This is a genomic window from Novosphingobium aromaticivorans DSM 12444, assembly GCF_000013325.1.
Classification (GTDB): Bacteria; Pseudomonadota; Alphaproteobacteria; order Sphingomonadales; family Sphingomonadaceae; genus Novosphingobium; species Novosphingobium aromaticivorans.
Genome location: NC_007794.1, coordinates 3,126,642 through 3,143,339 on the forward strand (window position 1 = coordinate 3,126,642; position 16,698 = coordinate 3,143,339).

General features: G+C 66.5%; 19 protein-coding genes. 11 read left to right on the plus strand and 8 right to left on the minus strand.

Annotated elements, in window-relative coordinates:
• The first annotated feature begins 168 nt into the window (after positions 1-168).
• Positions 169-2,412 (plus strand): catalase/peroxidase HPI, encoded by a 2,244-nt coding sequence (gene katG, locus SARO_RS14750; RefSeq protein ID WP_011446548.1) that lies wholly within the window; start codon positions 169-171, stop codon positions 2,410-2,412.
• Between the two features lie 46 nt (positions 2,413-2,458).
• Here the strand turns inward: katG and SARO_RS14755 are convergent, their stop codons facing one another.
• On the minus strand, positions 2,459-3,049 hold the full coding sequence (locus tag SARO_RS14755) for a J domain-containing protein (protein WP_011446549.1): 591 nt from the start codon (positions 3,047-3,049) through the stop codon (positions 2,459-2,461).
• Between the two features lie 40 nt (positions 3,050-3,089).
• Between SARO_RS14755 and SARO_RS14760 the strand changes: the two genes are divergently transcribed.
• The 3 genes from SARO_RS14760 (at position 3,090) to SARO_RS14770 (ending at position 4,837) form a co-directional block, all read left to right on the plus strand.
• The gene (locus SARO_RS14760; RefSeq protein WP_011446550.1) at positions 3,090-3,362 is read left to right on the plus strand and encodes a BolA family protein; all 273 of its coding nucleotides are present in this window, start codon (positions 3,090-3,092) and stop codon (positions 3,360-3,362) included.
• Between the two features lie 138 nt (positions 3,363-3,500).
• Positions 3,501-3,950 carry an NUDIX hydrolase gene (locus tag SARO_RS14765; protein WP_011446551.1) on the plus strand — a complete coding sequence of 150 codons (450 nt, stop codon included), beginning with the start codon at positions 3,501-3,503 and terminating at the stop codon, positions 3,948-3,950.
• Positions 3,947-4,837: a pirin family protein gene (locus SARO_RS14770; RefSeq protein WP_011446552.1), complete on the plus strand. Its 891-nt coding sequence runs from the start codon at positions 3,947-3,949 to the stop codon at positions 4,835-4,837. The genes SARO_RS14765 and SARO_RS14770 overlap by 4 nt, the downstream gene beginning before the upstream one ends.
• Before the next feature lie 13 nt (positions 4,838-4,850).
• On the opposite strand, the gene SARO_RS14775 is transcribed toward SARO_RS14770, so the two are convergent.
• Entirely contained in the window at positions 4,851-6,473 is a 1,623-nt protein-coding gene (locus SARO_RS14775) for a family 43 glycosylhydrolase (RefSeq protein WP_083760911.1), read from the minus strand.
• A 273-nt stretch (positions 6,474-6,746) separates the two neighbouring features.
• A complete protein-coding gene (locus SARO_RS14780; protein ID WP_011446554.1) occupies positions 6,747-7,577 on the minus strand; it encodes a 23S rRNA (adenine(2030)-N(6))-methyltransferase RlmJ in 831 nt (276 codons plus the stop codon).
• A gap of 260 nt (positions 7,578-7,837) precedes the next feature.
• Here SARO_RS14780 and SARO_RS14785 point away from each other — a divergent pair, with 260 nt between their 5' ends.
• Both SARO_RS14785 and SARO_RS14790 read left to right on the plus strand, forming a co-directional pair.
• Positions 7,838-8,656, plus strand: a complete 819-nt coding sequence (locus tag SARO_RS14785; protein WP_011446555.1) for an SDR family NAD(P)-dependent oxidoreductase — start codon at positions 7,838-7,840, stop codon at positions 8,654-8,656.
• Complete coding sequence (locus SARO_RS14790; RefSeq protein ID WP_011446556.1) at positions 8,653-9,540, plus strand: alpha/beta fold hydrolase; 888 nt, start codon at positions 8,653-8,655, stop codon at positions 9,538-9,540. The genes SARO_RS14785 and SARO_RS14790 overlap by 4 nt, the downstream gene beginning before the upstream one ends.
• Here SARO_RS14790 and SARO_RS14795 read toward each other — a convergent pair.
• On the minus strand, positions 9,537-10,598 hold the full coding sequence (locus SARO_RS14795) for a DUF2332 domain-containing protein (protein WP_011446557.1): 1,062 nt from the start codon (positions 10,596-10,598) through the stop codon (positions 9,537-9,539). The genes SARO_RS14790 and SARO_RS14795 overlap by 4 nt on opposite strands.
• Before the next feature lie 42 nt (positions 10,599-10,640).
• Here SARO_RS14795 and hisG point away from each other — a divergent pair, with 42 nt between their 5' ends.
• The 3 genes from hisG to nusB are packed head-to-tail and all read left to right on the plus strand — an operon-like array spanning position 10,641 to position 13,044.
• Positions 10,641-11,312 carry an ATP phosphoribosyltransferase gene (hisG, locus tag SARO_RS14800; protein WP_011446558.1) on the plus strand — a complete coding sequence of 224 codons (672 nt, stop codon included), beginning with the start codon at positions 10,641-10,643 and terminating at the stop codon, positions 11,310-11,312.
• The gene (gene hisD / locus SARO_RS14805; protein WP_011446559.1) at positions 11,312-12,601 is read left to right on the plus strand and encodes a histidinol dehydrogenase; all 1,290 of its coding nucleotides are present in this window, start codon (positions 11,312-11,314) and stop codon (positions 12,599-12,601) included. Before hisG ends, hisD begins: the two co-directional genes overlap by 1 nt.
• A complete protein-coding gene (nusB, locus tag SARO_RS14810) occupies positions 12,598-13,044 on the plus strand; it encodes a transcription antitermination factor NusB (protein WP_011446560.1) in 447 nt (148 codons plus the stop codon). Before hisD ends, nusB begins: the two co-directional genes overlap by 4 nt.
• A 225-nt stretch (positions 13,045-13,269) precedes the next feature.
• On the opposite strand, the gene fghA is transcribed toward nusB, so the two are convergent.
• From fghA to copC, 4 genes are all read right to left on the minus strand, one after another.
• A complete protein-coding gene (gene fghA, locus SARO_RS14815) occupies positions 13,270-14,127 on the minus strand; it encodes an S-formylglutathione hydrolase (protein WP_011446561.1) in 858 nt (285 codons plus the stop codon).
• The gene (locus SARO_RS14820) at positions 14,127-14,498 is read right to left on the minus strand and encodes a VOC family protein (protein ID WP_011446562.1); all 372 of its coding nucleotides are present in this window, start codon (positions 14,496-14,498) and stop codon (positions 14,127-14,129) included. The genes fghA and SARO_RS14820 overlap by 1 nt, the downstream gene beginning before the upstream one ends.
• Positions 14,499-14,597: 99 nt before the next feature.
• Positions 14,598-15,452 carry a copper homeostasis membrane protein CopD gene (copD, locus tag SARO_RS14825; protein ID WP_011446563.1) on the minus strand — a complete coding sequence of 285 codons (855 nt, stop codon included), beginning with the start codon at positions 15,450-15,452 and terminating at the stop codon, positions 14,598-14,600.
• 19 nt (positions 15,453-15,471) lie between these two features.
• On the minus strand, positions 15,472-15,849 hold the full coding sequence (gene copC / locus SARO_RS14830; RefSeq protein ID WP_011446564.1) for a copper homeostasis periplasmic binding protein CopC: 378 nt from the start codon (positions 15,847-15,849) through the stop codon (positions 15,472-15,474).
• A 143-nt stretch (positions 15,850-15,992) separates the two neighbouring features.
• On the opposite strand from copC, the gene SARO_RS14835 reads away from it, so the two are divergent.
• Both SARO_RS14835 and SARO_RS14840 read left to right on the plus strand, forming a co-directional pair.
• Positions 15,993-16,256, plus strand: a complete 264-nt coding sequence (locus SARO_RS14835; RefSeq protein ID WP_041550439.1) for a hypothetical protein — start codon at positions 15,993-15,995, stop codon at positions 16,254-16,256.
• Positions 16,256-16,693, plus strand: coding sequence for a Spy/CpxP family protein refolding chaperone (locus SARO_RS14840; protein WP_011446566.1), 438 nt, complete (start codon positions 16,256-16,258; stop codon positions 16,691-16,693). The genes SARO_RS14835 and SARO_RS14840 overlap by 1 nt, the downstream gene beginning before the upstream one ends.
• Positions 16,694-16,698: the final 5 nt, after the last annotated feature.

The window sequence follows — 16,698 nt, forward strand, 5'->3', positions numbered from 1 at the left end:
GCTGCGGGGCTCCTTCGGGGGCCCCGTTTCGTTTGCGCGGACACAATCCCGCAATCTTCGCGAGCTTCGATAACTGTAAGGGGAAAAATCGGTTTTCCCTTTCCTTTCTGCAGGATTAATCGATTTTCCAGCGGATCCGCATGGTTTCATCCCGATGGAGAGGCATCCATGCGAAAGTTTTCAGTTTCCAAGGTCGCCTTGCTGGCGGCAACGATGGCCCCTGCCCTGCTGCCTGCCGCAGCACGCGCCGAAGGCACCGCCGCGCCCGCCGCAACCGCGCCTGCCACCCCCATGTCGAACAGGGACTGGTGGCCCAATCGCCTCGACCTTTCGCCGCTTCGCCAGCACGGCGTTGAATCGAACCCGATGGGCGGCAAGTTCAACTATGCCGAGGAATTCAAGACTCTCGACCTCGCCGCGGTGAAGAAGGACATCGAGGCGCTGATGACGACCTCGCAGGACTGGTGGCCGGCCGACTACGGCCACTACGGTCCGTTCTTCATCCGGATGGCATGGCACAGCGCCGGCACCTATCGCACCGCCGACGGGCGCGGCGGTGCCGGCGGCGGCCAGCAGCGCTTCGAACCGCTCAACTCCTGGCCCGACAACGTCAACCTCGACAAGGCCCGCCGTCTGCTCTGGCCGATCAAGCAGAAGTACGGTCGCAAGATCTCGTGGGCGGACCTCATGGTGTTGACTGGCAACGTCGCGCTCGAATCGATGGGCTTCAAGACCTTCGGGTTCGCGGGTGGCCGCGCCGACGACTGGGAGGCCGATCAGGTCTTCTGGGGGCCAGAGAACAAGTGGCTGGCCGACCAGCGCTACCACGGCGACCGGAAGCTCCAGAACCCGCTCGCAGCGGTGCAAATGGGCCTCATCTACGTCAATCCGGAAGGCCCGAACGGCAATCCCGACCCGCTGCTCGCGGCAAAGGACATCCGCGAGACGTTCGGCCGCATGGCCATGAACGACGAAGAGACCGTCGCCCTGATCGCCGGGGGCCACACCTTCGGCAAGGCGCACGGCGCGCGCAAGCCGGAAGGCTGCGTGGGCGTCGATCCGGCGGCCGGAGCCGTCGAGGACCAGGGTCTGGGCTGGAACAACAAGTGCGGCAAGGGCAATGCCGAAGATACCGTGAGCAGCGGCCTCGAAGGCGCGTGGACCGCCAACCCGATCGCCTGGACCACGCAGTACCTCGACAACCTCTATGCGTTCGAATGGGTCCAGACCCGCAGCCCGGCTGGCGCGATCCAGTGGGTGCCCAAGGAGGACGCGACCTTCGTCCCCGACGCACACGTCAAGGACAAGTTGCACAAGCCGATCATGTTCACCACCGATCTCGCGCTGAAGACGGACCCGGCCTATCGCAAGATCACCACGAAGTTCCGCCAGAACCCCGACGCCTTCGCCGATGCCTTCGCCCGCGCATGGTTCAAGCTGACCCACCGCGACATGGGCCCGCGCTGGCGCTATCTCGGCGCGATGGTGCCTGCCGAGGAACTGATCTGGCAGGACCCCGTCCCCAAGGCCACCTACGCCATGATCGACGCGGCCGACGTCTCGGCGCTCAAGGGGCGCATCCTCGCCACCGGGCTCACCGGGCCTGAACTGGTGCGCGCGGCCTGGGCCTCGGCGGCAAGCTTCCGCGGCACCGACATGCGCGGCGGCACCGATGGCGGACGCATCCGCCTCGCTCCGCAGAAGGACTGGGCGGCCAACAATCCGGCGGAACTCGCAAGGGTCCTGAAGGCGCTCGAAGGCGTCGCGACCGAGTTCAACCGCGCCGCAAAGGACGGCAAGAAGGTCTCCGTGGCCAATCTCGTCGTGCTGGGCGGCAATGCCGCAATAGAACAGGCCGCGGCAAAGGCCGGCGTCACGGTCGAGGTGCCGTTCACGCCCGGCCGCACCGACGCGAGCCAAGCCCAGACCGATGTCGCGTCGTTCGAGTTCCTGAAGCCTGCCGCCGATGGCTTCCGCAACTATTACGATGCGTCCGCCAACCGCCTTTCGCCTTCGGAAATGCTGGTCGAACGCGCAAATCTGCTGACGCTTTCGGTGCCGGAAATGACCGTGCTGGTCGGCGGCTTGCGCGCGCTCGATGCCAATGCCGGCGGGGCCAGGCACGGGGTCTTCACCGATCGTCCGGGCACGCTCAGCAACGACTTCTTCGTCAACCTGCTGGGCATGGAGACGAAGTGGCAGAAGGCGGCGACCGACGGCGTCTATGAAGGGCTTGATCGCAAGACCGGCAAGACCAGGTGGACGGCCACCCCCGTCGACCTCGTGTTCGGTTCCAACTCCGAACTGCGGGCGGTCTCTGAAGTCTACGGGTCGGCCGATGCCAACGCGAAGTTCGTCAACGACTTCGTCGCGGCCTGGACCAAGGTCATGAACCTCGGTCGCCCGTCATAAGCCGGAAAGTGAAGGGCGGTTCCGCAAAGGAGCCGCCCTCTTCGGGTCAGGCGAAGAGCGCGCTGGCCCGCAGCAGGTTGTAGGCCTCGACCACTTCCTGCAACCGCCCTTCTTGCGTGCGGTCGCCGCCATTGCGATCCGGGTGGTACTTGCGCACCAGTTCGGAATAGCGGCGGCGCAGCGCGCCCCGGTCGGCATCATAGGCCAGGTGCAGCGCATCGTAGGCCTTGCGCTCATCGGGGCTGATTCCGCGCCGTGCCGCATCGGCGGCCTTCTGGTGATCGTCCCGCCGCGCCCTGGCCCGCCGGGCGATGGCCTCGAGAGGATCGGCATAATCGGCCCAGCGCGGCGCTTGGTCAATCCCCGCATCGGGGCGGAAGGCACGCGTCTCGCGTTCCCACCCGGCGATGGGGGACTGCGCCTTCAGGATTTCCTCCGGCGTCATGCCCGCGAAGAAATCGTATCCCGAATTGAACTGCCGCACGTGTTCCAGGCAGAACCAGCGATAATCGCCCGGCCCGTCGAAGCCCGACGACCGCACGCCGGGCGCGCGGAACTCGCCCGGCTCGTCGCATCCGGGGGCGTTGCATATGCGCCCTGTGCCCTGGACGCGACCGTGGAACTTGTCGTTTCGCATTTGCCTCCCACATGGCGACGGAGCATCAGGAAGGGAAGCCATGACGGGACCAATCGCACAGGAAATCGAACGGCTTCTGGCCGATGCCTTCGCCCCCGCCCATCTCGCGGTCATCAACGACAGCGCCAGCCACGCGGGCCACATGGGCGACGACGGCACCGGCGAATCGCATTTCACGGTGGAGATCGAAAGCGCCGCCTTCGCCGGCCAGTCACGCCTTGCCCGCCAGCGCATGGTCATCAAGGCCCTGGGCGATATCCCCGGCCAGCGCGTCCATGCGCTCGCGATCAAGGCCCGCGCGCCCGGTGAATAACGCACCTGCCTCGCCAACCGAACTCCGTCATGCTGAACTCGTTTCGGCATCCATCTTCCCGCTCGCACCGTCCGCTGATGTCGAGAGATGGACCCTGAAACAAGGTCAGGGTGACGGTTGCGGTAGGGACCAGGTTTGATGACCACCTCCCGCCGCATCCGCCGCGCCGCCCGCATTCTCATCCTCGACGAGCACGACCGCCTCCTGCTCATCCGCTTTGCGCCCAGGGACCGCCGTCCGTTCTGGTGCGGCGTGGGCGGCGAATGCGATCCCGGCGAGGATTTCGCCGTGGCAGCGGTGCGTGAGCTGTTCGAGGAAACGGGCCTCGCGGTGGACCACTGCGGCCCCGAAGTCGCTGCCCGCGCCGACGATTACCTGACGCTCGAGGGCGAACCGATCACCTCGGACGAACGCTTCTTCCGCGTTAGAACCAGCAGCTTTGTCCCCGACACATCCGGCCACACCGCGATAGAGCGCGAACTTATCAAGGAATTTCGCTGGTTTACGCGCGCGGAACTGGCAGACTGGCACGAGCCGGTGTTTCCGGTGAACCTGCTCGAACTGCTCGATGCGGAGGACGCGACATGACGGAACCCTTCATCCAGATCATTACCCCCGTCGCCCACGATCTCGGCGCGTTCGAGGTCCGCCGCGCCATACCCTCGCGCCAGCGCACGATGGTCGGCCCGTTCATCTTCGTCGACCAGTTCGGCCCCGCGCACCTTCCTGATGGCACCGCGATGGACGTGCGTCCCCACCCGCACATCAACCTCGCCACCGTCACCTGGCTGTTTGAAGGCGCGATCGATCACCGCGACAGCCTGGGCTCCTTCGCCACGATCCGCCCCGGACAGGTAAACCTGATGACCGCCGGCAGCGGCATCGTCCATTCGGAACGCTCGCCCGCGACCGAGCGCCCCGGCGGCCCGCACCTCTACGGCATGCAGACATGGCTCGCCCTGCCCGACGGCAAGGAGGAGATCGCCCCCGCCTTCGAACAGGTCACCGCCCTGCCGCTGGTGGAGGATGTCTGCGTCAACGCCCGCGTGATCATGGGCACCCTCTGGGGCCAGACTGCGCCCACCACCCAGCACGCCGCCACGATCTATGCCGAAATCCTGCTCGCCCCGGGCGGCAGCCTGCCGATCGACGCCGACGCAGACGAACGCGCCGTCATGCTCGTCGGCGGAGAAGCCGAAATCGACGGCCACCCGCTCGCCCTCTACGACCTCGTTGTCCTCGCGCCCGGTGCAATCCTGAAACTGCAATCCGGAACCGGCGGCCGCGTCATGCTCATGGGCGGCGAAGCCTTCTCCACCAAGCGCCACGTCTGGTGGAACTTTGTCAGCTCCTCGCGCGAGCGCATCAACCAGGCGAAAGCGGACTGGCAGGAAGGCCGCTTCCCGAAAGTCCCGGGCGACGAGGAGGAATTCATCCCGTTGCCCAAGGTGGCGACGACGGTGAGCTATCCTTGAGCCCGCCCGGTGCTTACGCCAGTGCGCGATAGGTGAAGTTTCGGAACAGGACTTCACCCTCGCCGGCAGCATACAGGGCCGGACGCAGGCTCAGAAGGTTATCAACCGTGTTGGCATTATAGCCGGTTACCTCCGAGCGAACGCCGTGCCGGGTCCAGTTCTTGCCATCCAGGCTGTAGTAGAAGGTGACGACCTGCTCCTGGTTGGTGATGCGCATGAAAATGCGCCGCGCAGGGGGGGCAGGCTCCGGCCAGTATGATGCCTTGCCACCTCTCCAGGTCGTCATCCGGTGTCCGTCGATGCCCATGCCGAGGAACAGCCGGTCATCGAAAAACAGCAGAAGTCCGCCCGACGTCTTGTCGGTCAGCTCGAGTTCGACACTGACTTCGTAGGATCTGTCGCCCACTTGCTGGGTAAGAACCACCCCGTCGGACGGGCCCTTGCCCTTTGCCTTCAGCGTAAGCGCACCATCACCAATGGCAATTCGCGCGGTTTCCGCCGGTGCGCTTCCATAAAGATTCCACAACGTGCCCAAGCGGTCCGTGTGGAAGGAATCCGAATGCGCCATGCCATGAGGCTGCGCCGGTCCGCGCGGTTTGCGCAGCGGTTCCGACAGATCCCCGCCGGTTGCCCGGAACCAGCCGTCTGGCGTCCACTCGATCGGCTCGACGAGAGTCTGCCGTCCGAGCGTGTGATAACCGTTCTCGTAGCCGTGGTAGACCATGTACCACTGCCCGCCCGGTCCTTCGACACACGTCGCATGCCCCCGCGACCACCACATTTCCTGCCGGGAATGCGTGCGCTGGATCGGGTTGTGAGGGCAGTTTTCCCAAGGCCCGTGGATCGAGCGCGACCGCGCGGCAACGATCATGTGTCCCGTCGCAGGGCCGCTTGTCCCGCCAACCGCGTTGACGAGGTAGAAGTAATCTCCCCGGCGGAACAGCTTGGGTCCCTCGGGCGAGTAGGCTTCGGTGATCCAGTCGTCGGGATAGCGCCAAGCCTGATAGGCCGTCTCGACAGGCCCGTCGGTGGCAAGACCATCCGCAGTCAGGCGCACACGCTTGCCATCGTTGAAGAAAAGATAACGATGCCCGTCCTCCCCGACCACATGGCCGGGATCGATCAGACCTCCAACCTTGAGATCGATCGGATCGCTCCACGGTCCCTCCATGGAAGGCGCGTGAATGACGAATGTGTTCGCGAAGCTCGGCAAATCGGTCGACCACGGTGCCTTCATGAAAGGTATGTAGATGAAGTAACGACCGTCGTGCTTTGCAATATCGACCGCGAAGACCGTGCCCAGCGGTTTGGCCAAGGCTGGACCGAGTGGACGCCAGTTCACGAGATCACGCGAATGCCAGATCAGCAAACCGGGCGCGGAATCGAAGGAGGAATGCGTCATGTAGTAATCGTCGCCGTCCTTCAGGACGGAAGGATCCGGGTAGTCGCCGGAAAGCACCGGATTGAGGAACCGACCGTCGCCAAGATCCGCAATGCGCTGCCCTTCGATGCCCGTGCGCCAGCGCGGACCATCGCGGTCTGCGGCTGGTTTGAATTTGGCGTCGTCCTTCTTCGCTGCGTTTGCAGCCAAACCCGAGCCGCTGATCCCCAAAGCCCCCGCGACGGCAAGCTTCATGGCTGTTCTGCGAGATTCCAACGCCCTCTCCTTTTTAGATTTTCTATTCTAATTGAAGATCGCGCTCCAGATCAAGGAGAACCGTGAAAATCAAATCCCGGCGGGCGCAGGGCTGCAAACCCTGACACGACGCTCTTTGATACGTTGATCGAGGCTCACTGCGGGAGAGCTTGAGAATTGCATTTGCCAGTCAGGTCGTGTGGATCACCGGGCGTCGTCCGGTATGGGCGTGGCCATTCATTCTCTGGGAGAAGCGCCCAATGAACGCTTGTCTCAACCGCCCAGCCACTCAGCCGCAATCTCCCCCTGATGCCCCTCCGGCGCGAGCGCGGCACGCAGGGCTTCCAGCATGGACGGCAACGCCTGCGTAAAGGCATAAGGCGGGTTCACAATGAACAGGCCCGCGCCGTTGTAGATGCCGGGCTGGTCGGCATCGTAGAGCCAATGTTCCACGTTCAGGAATTTCGGGATGCCGAGCCTGCGCAGCTGTTCCTTCCACCGGACATGCGTGGCGCGGTCTTTCAGCGGATACCAGATCACCGTCACGCCATGCGACCATTTGCGGTGCGCGGCTGCAAGCGTGGCCGTGATACGTGCGCGTTCGTCCGTCTGCTCGTACGGCGGGTCCACCACCACCACGCCGCGCGGGGTGCGGGGCGGCAGCATCGCCAGCCAGAATTCGTAAGCGTCGCGCTCATGCACCGCAGCGCCTGTGCCCCGCATCGCACCGCGCAGGGCATAGGCGTCTTCGGGATGCTTTTCGTTGACGATCAGGGCGTCCTGCGGGCGTAGCAGCTGCACCAGAATCCGCGGCGAGCCGGGGTAGAGGTGCGGCTCGGCCCCGACATTCACTGCCTGTACGGCCGCGCGGTAGTCGTCCAGCAAGGGGTTCGGATCGGCAAGGGCCCGCAGCACGCCCTGCGCGGACTCGCCGGTGCGTTGGGCCGCGTCGCCGTGAAGGTCGTACAGTCCGCAGCCGGCATGGGTATCGATCAGGGTCAGCGCGCTATCTTTGAGCTGCAAGGCCCGCACAAGAGCTATCAGCAGGCTGTGCTTCACGACATCGGCGCTATTGCCGGCATGGAAGGAATGGCGATAATTCATTGCGATTCAGACCCCTGACGATCTGCCTTGATACGAGCGGCTGGGTGCGGAAGCCGGGCGCGAGACTATCGAGACAACCACTCCCGCGCCCGTATAGAGTCGAGCGGAAACCTTCAAAGCACTTCTGCAATGCACGTCTGCGCGGGCCGGCATTGGCAATCGCCCATCTGCCCGTACCGCAGAGCCCCCTTCCCTCTCCTGCCAAAGCCTGACACGATGCCTTTAATGGGTCGGTTAAGACTCGCCCAAGGGAGAGCAGAATGGCGTTTGCAGGGCAGGTTGTGTGGATCACCGGAGCGTCCTCCGGCATAGGCGCAGCGATGGCGCGGGCTTTGGCTGCGCAAGGTGCGAAACTGGTCCTGTCAGGGCGCAACGAGGCGGCTCTGGCGGAACTGGCCCGAAACTGCGGCGATGCGCTCGTCCTGCCCTTCGAGGCGACCGACTATGCTGCCGCCGCCAGCGCCGCCAAAAAGGCGTGGAACTGGCAGGGCCACATCGACATGCTGGTCAACAACGCCGGCATCTCGCAGCGCTCGCTTGCCGTGGATACCGCGTTCGAGGTCTACGAGCGCATCGTCGCGGTCGATCTTCTCGCGCCCATCGCGCTGACGCAGGCGCTGTTGCCGCGCATGGCGGAGCGCAAGTCCGGGCGGATCGTCATGGTCTCCAGCATCGCCGGCAAGGTCGGTTCGCCCATGCGCACCGGCTACAGCGCGGCCAAGTTCGGGCTGTTCGGTTATTCCGACGCCCTGCGCGCCGAAGTAGCGGGCCTCGGCATCAAGGTACACGTCATCGCGCCCGGCTCGATCCGCACCGATGTTTCGCGCAACGCCATCACCGCCGATGGTTCGCGCCGGGGCGTGAGCGACAAGGCCATCGAGAACGGGCTCGACCCGGCCGACGCAGTGGACCAGATGCTCTCGGCCATCGCCGCGGACGAACGCGAGATCATCATGGGTGAAGGCATGGAAAAGGAAATCGGCGAATTGCGCCGCACGCCCGACGCCCTGCACGATCGCATGGCGGCAGTCGTCGCGGCGGGCTATGCCCAGAAGATGGATGAGGGAGCCAGCGAATGACCGACCTTCAACGCGTGAGACTCGCGAGCGGCATCGAACTTGATGTGTTGGACGTCGGGCCAAGGGAAGCGCCCGTCCTCATCTTCCTGCACGGCTTTCCCGAAAGCCACCGCACCTGGCGCCACCAGATCGCGCACCTCTCCACCCGCTTTCGCTGCATCGCGCCCGACCAGCGCGGTTATCGCGGCTCGTCCAAACCGGAAGGCGTCGAGAACTACACGCCGGACAAGCTGATCGGAGACGTGTTCCAGCTCGCCGATGCGCTTGGCGTCCAGCAGTTCACCATTCTCGGCCACGACTGGGGCGGTGCCATCGCCTGGGGCGTCGCGCTGCTCGGCCAGGGGACGCGCGTCACCCGCGCGGTCATCGCCAATGCACCGCACCCGGTGATCTTCCCCCGCCTGCTCTGGACCGACCGTCAACAGCGCGAGGCCAGCCAGTACATGCGCGCCTTCCGCGACACGGCCAACGACGCGATGGTGCGCGAACACGGCCTTGGCGCGCTACTGGCACAGGCGCTCAAGTGGGAACGCGCGCCGACCATGGAAGAGGAAGAGCGCGCCGCCCTGTTCAAGGACTGGTCGAACCCCGACGCCGCAATCGCCATGCTCAACTGGTATCGCGCCAGCCCGATGGCCGTGCCGCCGATGGACGCGCCGTTCGAACTGCCCGAAGGCTACCGGGACGCCGCCGTCCCGCCGCTCGCCATACCCACGCTGGTGATCTGGGCGATGGACGACATGGCGCTGCCGCCCTGCAACCTCGACGGCATGGACAGGCTGGTCACCAACCTCACGGTGGAACCTGTGCACGATTGCGGGCATTTCGTGCCTTGGGAAGCGCCAGACGTCGTCAACGCCGCGCTTGACCGGTTCCTCGGCTAGTCCTTCCCGAACCACTCCACCCACGCCCCATGTGCGTGGGCCGTGCCGAGGACCGCAGGCTCCCCGCCGCCCGGCCAATGCCGCACGGTCAGTTCGTGGCGGAAGGTCTGGCGGTTGGTCTCGAGCATGACCCACGCAAGCCGCCGCCGCGCATCGGCCCTTGCCCCCGCCTCGGCCATCGTCGCCTCGATCCGCGCGCGGGTTTCGCCGGGAAGGTACTGCCAGACGATCGAGTGGAAGAATACGCGGGTCGTGTCGTCTTCCTGCGGCGCGGCCAGCCGCTGCGCCACGAAATCCCCCGCGTCCATTTGCACCACGTCGGGCGCGCGCTGCGCCGCGAGCGCGATCGCCGCATCGATCCGCGCGATCCGCTCGCTTACCTCGGCCCAGACATAGGACTTGAGGCGCAAGGCCTGCTCCGGATCGGCAAGGTCCACTGGCGCACGATCGCATCCACAGATGCCGGTTATCTCGACCGGCGCCTGGGGAGGCGGGGGCCCGCGCCACTCGGGCACGATCCGCATCGGCGAATCCTCCGGCCCCGCAACGGTCCCGCCAAGGTCGAAGAAGAACCGCTCCATCATGGTATTCACGCCCGCGCTCGCGCCCAGCTCGTTCAGTTCGAAGCGCGACCCCACCTTGCCCGACAGCCACAGCAGCGCCGCCATGATCGAGGCCGAACGCCCTGCCTCGTTGGTCTGCGGCGGCCCGTCGAGCCACGGCAGCAGGTCCGCGTCATGGGCGCGCGTCACCGCCACGACCAGCGCGTCGACCTCCTCCTGGTCGGTCACTTCGCCGCGATAGACCGGCGCCAGACGCGCGTCCTTGCCGGTAAGCACGAGATTGTGGTGCCCGCCCGCCAGCCGCAGCGGCAGGGCGTCCTCCAGCGGCTTGCCCGGCCACGAAGCGATTCGCCGCCCCACCTCGGTCGCCCCGTCCAGCAGCCGCAACTGGGCCCGCACGACCCGCCCGGTGCAGGGCGCGCCATTGTTCGCGGCATGGTCCGCCTGCCATTCGATCGCCTTTGCGACCTCTTCGATCTCCATGATCGGGTTCATTCGGTTGCCCTTTGCGCGTCGCTGCCATAAGGGCGGCGGGTTATGTCCACCGCCGCACCGCTCGTTTTCGCCCTGCCGAAGGGCCGCATCCTCGACGAGGCCCTGCCTCTGCTCGAGAAGGCCGGGATCGTGCCCGAGGCCGAGTTCTTCGACAAGTCCTCGCGCGCGCTGTCCTTTGCCACCAACCGGCCCGACGTGAAGATCATCCGCGTCCGCGCCTTCGACGTGGCGACCTTCGTGGCGCACGGCGCGGCCCATGCGGGCATCGTCGGCTCCGACGTGATCGACGAGTTCGATTACGCCGACCTCTACGCCCCCGTCGATCTCGACATCGGCCACTGCCGTCTCTCGGTGGCGGAACCCGTCAGCATGGTCGAAAGCGGCGCCAATGCGCGCGAAAGCCACGCCCGCGTCGCCACCAAGTATCCCAACCTCACCCGCCGCCACTTCGAAAAGCTGGGCGTGCAGGCAGAGGTGGTGAAGCTGAACGGCGCGATGGAGCTGGCTCCTTCGCTCGGCCTCGCCAGCCGCATCGTCGATCTCGTCTCCACCGGCCGCACGCTCAAGGAGAACGGCCTTGTCGAGACGAGCCGCATCCTGCCCGTCTCGGCGCGCCTGATCGTCAACCGCGCCGCCCTGAAGACCGACAGCGCCCGCCTCGGCGCGCTGGTCGATGCCTTCCGCGCGATGGTCGCTGCAAAGGACGCCGCCTGATGCTGCGCCTCAGGTCCGGCGATCCCGATTTCGCCCGCGCCTTCGCACGCCTCGTCAAGGAGCGTCGTGAAAGCGATGACAACGTCGCGCGCGATGTCCAGACCATCGTCGAGGACGTCCGCCTGCGCGGGGACGAGGCCCTTGCCGAATATACTGCAAGGTTCGATGGCCACGCCCCCGCCGACGATGACTGGCGCATCTCGCCCGAGGCGTGCCGCGAAGCCTTCGACGCGCTCAAGCCCGACCTTCGCGCCGCGCTCGAACTCGCGGCGGAACGCATCCGCGAATATCACAAGGCCCAGCTTCCCGGGGACCGCGACTACACCGACGCCACCGGCATGCGTCTCGGCGCGCGCTGGCGGCCCGTCGATGGCGCCGGTCTCTATGTGCCCGGAGGCCGCGCCGCCTATCCCTCGTCGCTGCTGATGAACGCCATCCCCGCCAAGGTCGCGGGGGTCGAGCGTCTGGTCGTCGTCACCCCCACGCCGAAGGGCGAGGCGAACCCCCTGGTCCTTGCCGCCGCGCACCTTGCCGGCGCGGACGAAGTCTGGCGCGTCGGCGGGGCGCAGGCGGTTGCCGCGCTCGCCTATGGCACGAAGCGGATCAGGCCGGTCGACGTCATCACCGGTCCGGGCAACGCCTGGGTGGCCGAGGCCAAGCGCCAGCTCTTCGGCGTCGTGGGCATCGACATGGTCGCCGGGCCTTCGGAAATCCTCGTCATCGCCGATGCGAAGAACGATCCGCAATGGATTGCCGCCGACCTCCTCAGCCAGGCCGAGCACGATCCCGTCGCGCAGTCGATCCTCATCACGGACGACGCCGCATTCGCCGATCAGGTGGCCGACATGGTCGGAGTCGAGATCGCCATGCTGCCCACGGCAAAGGTCGCCAAGGCAAGCTGGGACGCGCATGGCGTGATCATCGTGGTGGACTCGCTCGACGAAGCGCCCGCGCTCGCCAATGCGCTCGCCGCCGAACACGTCGAGATCGCCACCGACGATCCCCAGGCCCTGTTCGACCGCATCCGCCACGCCGGATCGGTCTTCCTCGGTCGCATGACCCCCGAAGCCGTTGGCGATTACGTTGCGGGACCGAACCACGTCCTGCCGACCGGTCGCCGCGCGCGCTTTTCTTCGGGCCTCTCCGTTCTGGATTTCATGAAACGCACCAGCTTCATCGCGGCCACTGACGCCGCGCTCGCCGCCGTCGGCCCCGCAGCCGTGGCCCTTGCCGAGGCAGAAGGCCTTGCCGCCCACGCCCGCTCCATCGAACTGAGGCTCGGCATATGACCCAGATTTCCGGAAAGGCCCGCGCCGCCGCGCGCCTCGCCGCCGTTCAGGCGCTCTACCAGGCCGACATGGAGCAGACCCCGCTCCACCTCCTGCTCGACGAATTCCACCAGCACCGCCTGGGCGCCGAGATCGAGGACGTCGAATACGCCAAGGCCGACGTCGCCTTCTTCGACGATGTGGTGAAGGGCGTCGATGCCCGCCGCGACGAGATCGACGGCCTGCTCTCCGCCCGCCTCGCCAAGGGCTGGGCCCTGCCCCGCCTCGACCGGACCATGCTCCAGATCCTTCGCGCCGGCGCCTACGAACTGATGGCACGCCGCGACGTGAACGTCGGCACCGTCATCACCGAATACGTCGACGTCGCCCACGCCTTCTTCGAGGAACGCGAGGCCAAGTTCGTGAACGGCCTGCTCGATGCGGTCGCGAAGGACGTGCGCTGACGGCAAGAAGGAAGCCTCACCCCGGGTCAAGCCCCGGGGCGACGCCGATTTTGAGCTATCGGGGCCGATTTTGAGCTATCGGGGCAGGCATGCGACACCGCCCAGGCAGCCCCGCGCACCATCGCACCCCAAAACCCTGCCGCCCCGCACCTTCGTCGGCCCGGGCTTGATCCGGGCCAAGGCTTCGTCCCGCCCCCAGGACTCCACCCGAGGGCAAGGGATGGATCAGGGCCGGACCTTCAAACGCTCCGCATGCCAGCGCACATGGTCGTCCATGAAGGTCGAAATGAAGTTGTAGCTGTGGTCGTAGCCCGGCTGCATCCGCAGCGTCAGGTCGACGCCCGCCGCCTTGCAGGCCGCATCGAGCAGTTCCGGCCGAAGCTGTTCGACAAGAAAACCGTCCGCATCGCCCTGGTCGACCAGAATGTCGCCCCCCGGCCGCCGGCCGTCCTCGATCAGCGCCACCGCGTCGTGCTTGCGCCACGCTGCGCGGTCGTCGCCCAGATAGCCGCCCAGCGCCTTGTGGCCCCACGGCACCTGCCCCGGCGCGACGATCGGCGCGAAGGCCGAAAGCGAACGGAACTTCTCGGGATGGGTCAGCCCCAGCGTCAGCGCGCCGTGCCCGCCCATCGAGTGCCCGGTAATGCCCATGCGGCCAAGGTCGACCGGGAAGTTCGCCGCCAGCAGGGCGGGCAGTTCCTCGGCGATATAGTCCCACATGCGGTAGTGCCGCGCGAACGGCTGCTGCGTTGCGTTCACGTAGAACCCCGCGCCCAGTCCGAAGTCGTAGGCCGCGTCAGGATCGTCAGCCACGCCCTCGCCGCGCGGGCTCGTATCCGGGGCGACGAAGACCAGGCCGTGCTCCGCGCAAGCCTTGCGGTACTCGCCCTTGTCGGTGACGTTGGCGTGCGTGCAGGTAAGCCCCGAAAGGTAGACCAGCACCGGCAGCTTTGCGCCGGCGGCCGCCTGTGGGGGCAGGAAGACCGAAAAGGTCATTCCCGTCCCCGTGGAGGCCGAATCGTGCTTGTAGACGCCCAGCGTTCCGCCGTGCGCCTTGCTTGTCGATACGGTCTCGATGCTCATCAGGCGATGATGTCCAGCGCGCAGAGCTTGTTGCCGGAAGGATCGCGCAGATAGGCGAGATAGTAGGGCGAACCCTCGCGCGGTCCCGGCGGGTCCTCGCAGGCCGTGCCGCCGTTGGCGCAACCGGCCGCGTGCCAGGCGTTGGCCTGTTCCGGGCTCATGCGGAAGCCGATGGTGCCGCCGTTGGCGCCGCTCGCCGGCTCGCCGTTGATCGGCTTGGTCACGATGAACAGGCCGCCGTTGTGCTGGTAGATCAGCCGGCCCTTGGGGTCGGTGATCGCTTCCGGCCCGCCGAACGCCTTGAACGTGGCGTCGTAAAACTTCTTCGCGGCGTCGATGTCATCGGCGCCGACCATCACGTGGCTGAACATTAGCTCTCTCCCGTAGTCAGGTTGCAGCGGGAAAGAGAGCTACGCCAAAGCGGTTGCCGGTCAAGCGCCCGTGCGGGAAATCTTTATTGCCGTTTCCTGTCACGCCGCCGGATCGAGGACACCCAGCAGGGAAACGATAGCGACAACGCCGAGGCCTGCGGCCAATTCCATGACCATCGAACGGCGCAGCCGCCCCACTGCTCCCACTTCGCCACGCTCCAGCGCGGGGACGATGCGCCAGCGGTTTGAGGCGGCAAGGCCCAGCATCGCCGCGAACAGCCCAAGCTTGAGGGCAAGCAGCATGGTCCAGCGGCTGGAAAGCGGGACCGGCCAGCCCGCGATGGCCAGGGTGTTGACCATGCCGGTAAGAAGCAGCAGCGCGACAATGGCAGTACCGGTGCGCGCAAACTTCGCCAGCGCCTCGACCTGCGCCCGCGTCTCGCGGGTGAAGGCGCGCGTCACGAACGCCGCGAGAGCGCCGATCCACGTCGCGGCGGCAACCAGGTGGACGACATCGGCCCAGCGGTGCAGCGGCACTTCGCTTGCGCCCGCATGACCGGTCCAGGCCATCGAGCCCAGCGCCACGCCGCCCGCCAGTGTCGCCACCGGCACGCGCAGCGCACGCAGCGGCACGACCATCGCCAGAAGCACCGCGAAAAGCGCGGTAAGCCGCCATTCCATGACCGCCCCCAGCGGGGTTGCGGCAAGGACGACGGTAAAGGTTTCCTGATCCAGCGTCGCCAGCGTCATGCCCGCCATGGCGGCCACGCTTTCGAGCGCCCACCAGATCGAGGCGCCCGCCGCAACCAGCGCGAGCAATGCAAGCGCGCGGCGCTGCCGGGAGGACAGTTCCCCCGGCAGGCCGTTGCTCAGCGCAAGGATCGGCAGGCCCGCGACCAGCAGCAGCGCCAGGTACGCGATGCCCCGCGACAGGATCAGGCCGGGCGTTTCCACGCTTCGCTACCGCCCGGGTTCAGCGGACGGTGAACGCGTACTGGCCCTGGATGCGGTGCTGGTCGGCCGCGACCGCATGCCACTTGAGCTGATAGGAACCCGCCGGCAGCGCGCGCGGCAGCGTGATCGTCATGACCTTGCCCTTGGCGGCGGTGGTGAAGCCCTTGATCGGCATCGGCGCATGGTCGGCCATGCCCGGCATGCCCGTCATCACCAGTTCGATGCCCGAAAGCGGGGCGACGAGATCTTCGGAGAAGGTGAGCGTCAGCTTGGTCGGCTTGGCGACGGCGGCATTCGCGGCCGGGCTGGACGACACGAGCTTGGGATGCGCGAACGCGGCGCCGGGAAGTGCTAGAAGCGCGGCGACCGGGGCGGCGAGCAGGGCGAAACGGCGCATGGGAAGTCCTTTCGGGTTGGGATCTGGGAAGAGATACGCAAGGGCCGGCGCTTTCCCTCACCAGTGGCCGCAAAAATCTTCTTGAGGGATTTTGCGCGCGGGCGCGTATTAGGCAACGCGTGGAACAAAGGACCAGGACCGGAATGGCCCAGATTGACGACATTTTGGGAGCCCTCGGCACTTCGCCGCCGCCCCCGGCGCTCGCCGCCATCGACGATGGCGTGTTGCGTGGCCTTGCCGACCGGCGCGAAAGCGCGACGGCGCGCCGCGGCATGGTGATGGCGGTTGCGGTCGCGGCGTTCGTGGGGATCGCCGGTGCCATCGCCCCCGCCGCCCCCGCCCGCGCACAGGCGGAGCCGCTGTTCGGCGTGCCCTCCGGGGCGCCCTCGCACCTTCTGGCGGACTGATGGGCCAGTCGCTGCGCTATGTGCTCGTGGCGGTGGTCTCGGCTGCGGTGGCGCTTGCCGCCAGCCACCTGGCTCGCGGCTGGATGCCGGCGCGCCACGCCAGCGAACTGCACCACCTGATGCACGAGCGGCTGGACCTTTCGGCAGAGCAGAAGGCCGAGATCGACCGGTTGGAAAAGGAATTTGCAAGCCGCCGCCAGGCCCTCGACGCGCAGCTGCGCGCCTCCAACGCCGAGCTGGCGAGAGCGATCGAGAGCGAGCACCAGATCGGCCCGAAAGTGACCGGCGCGGTCGATGCGTCGCACATGGCGATGGGGGAACTGCAAAAAGCGACCCTCGCCCACGTGTTCGCCATGAGATCGGTACTAAACCCTTCTCAACAGGCGATTTTTGACCAGGAAATCAGCCGCGCGCTGACTGCGCCGAACGACACCTAAACGTA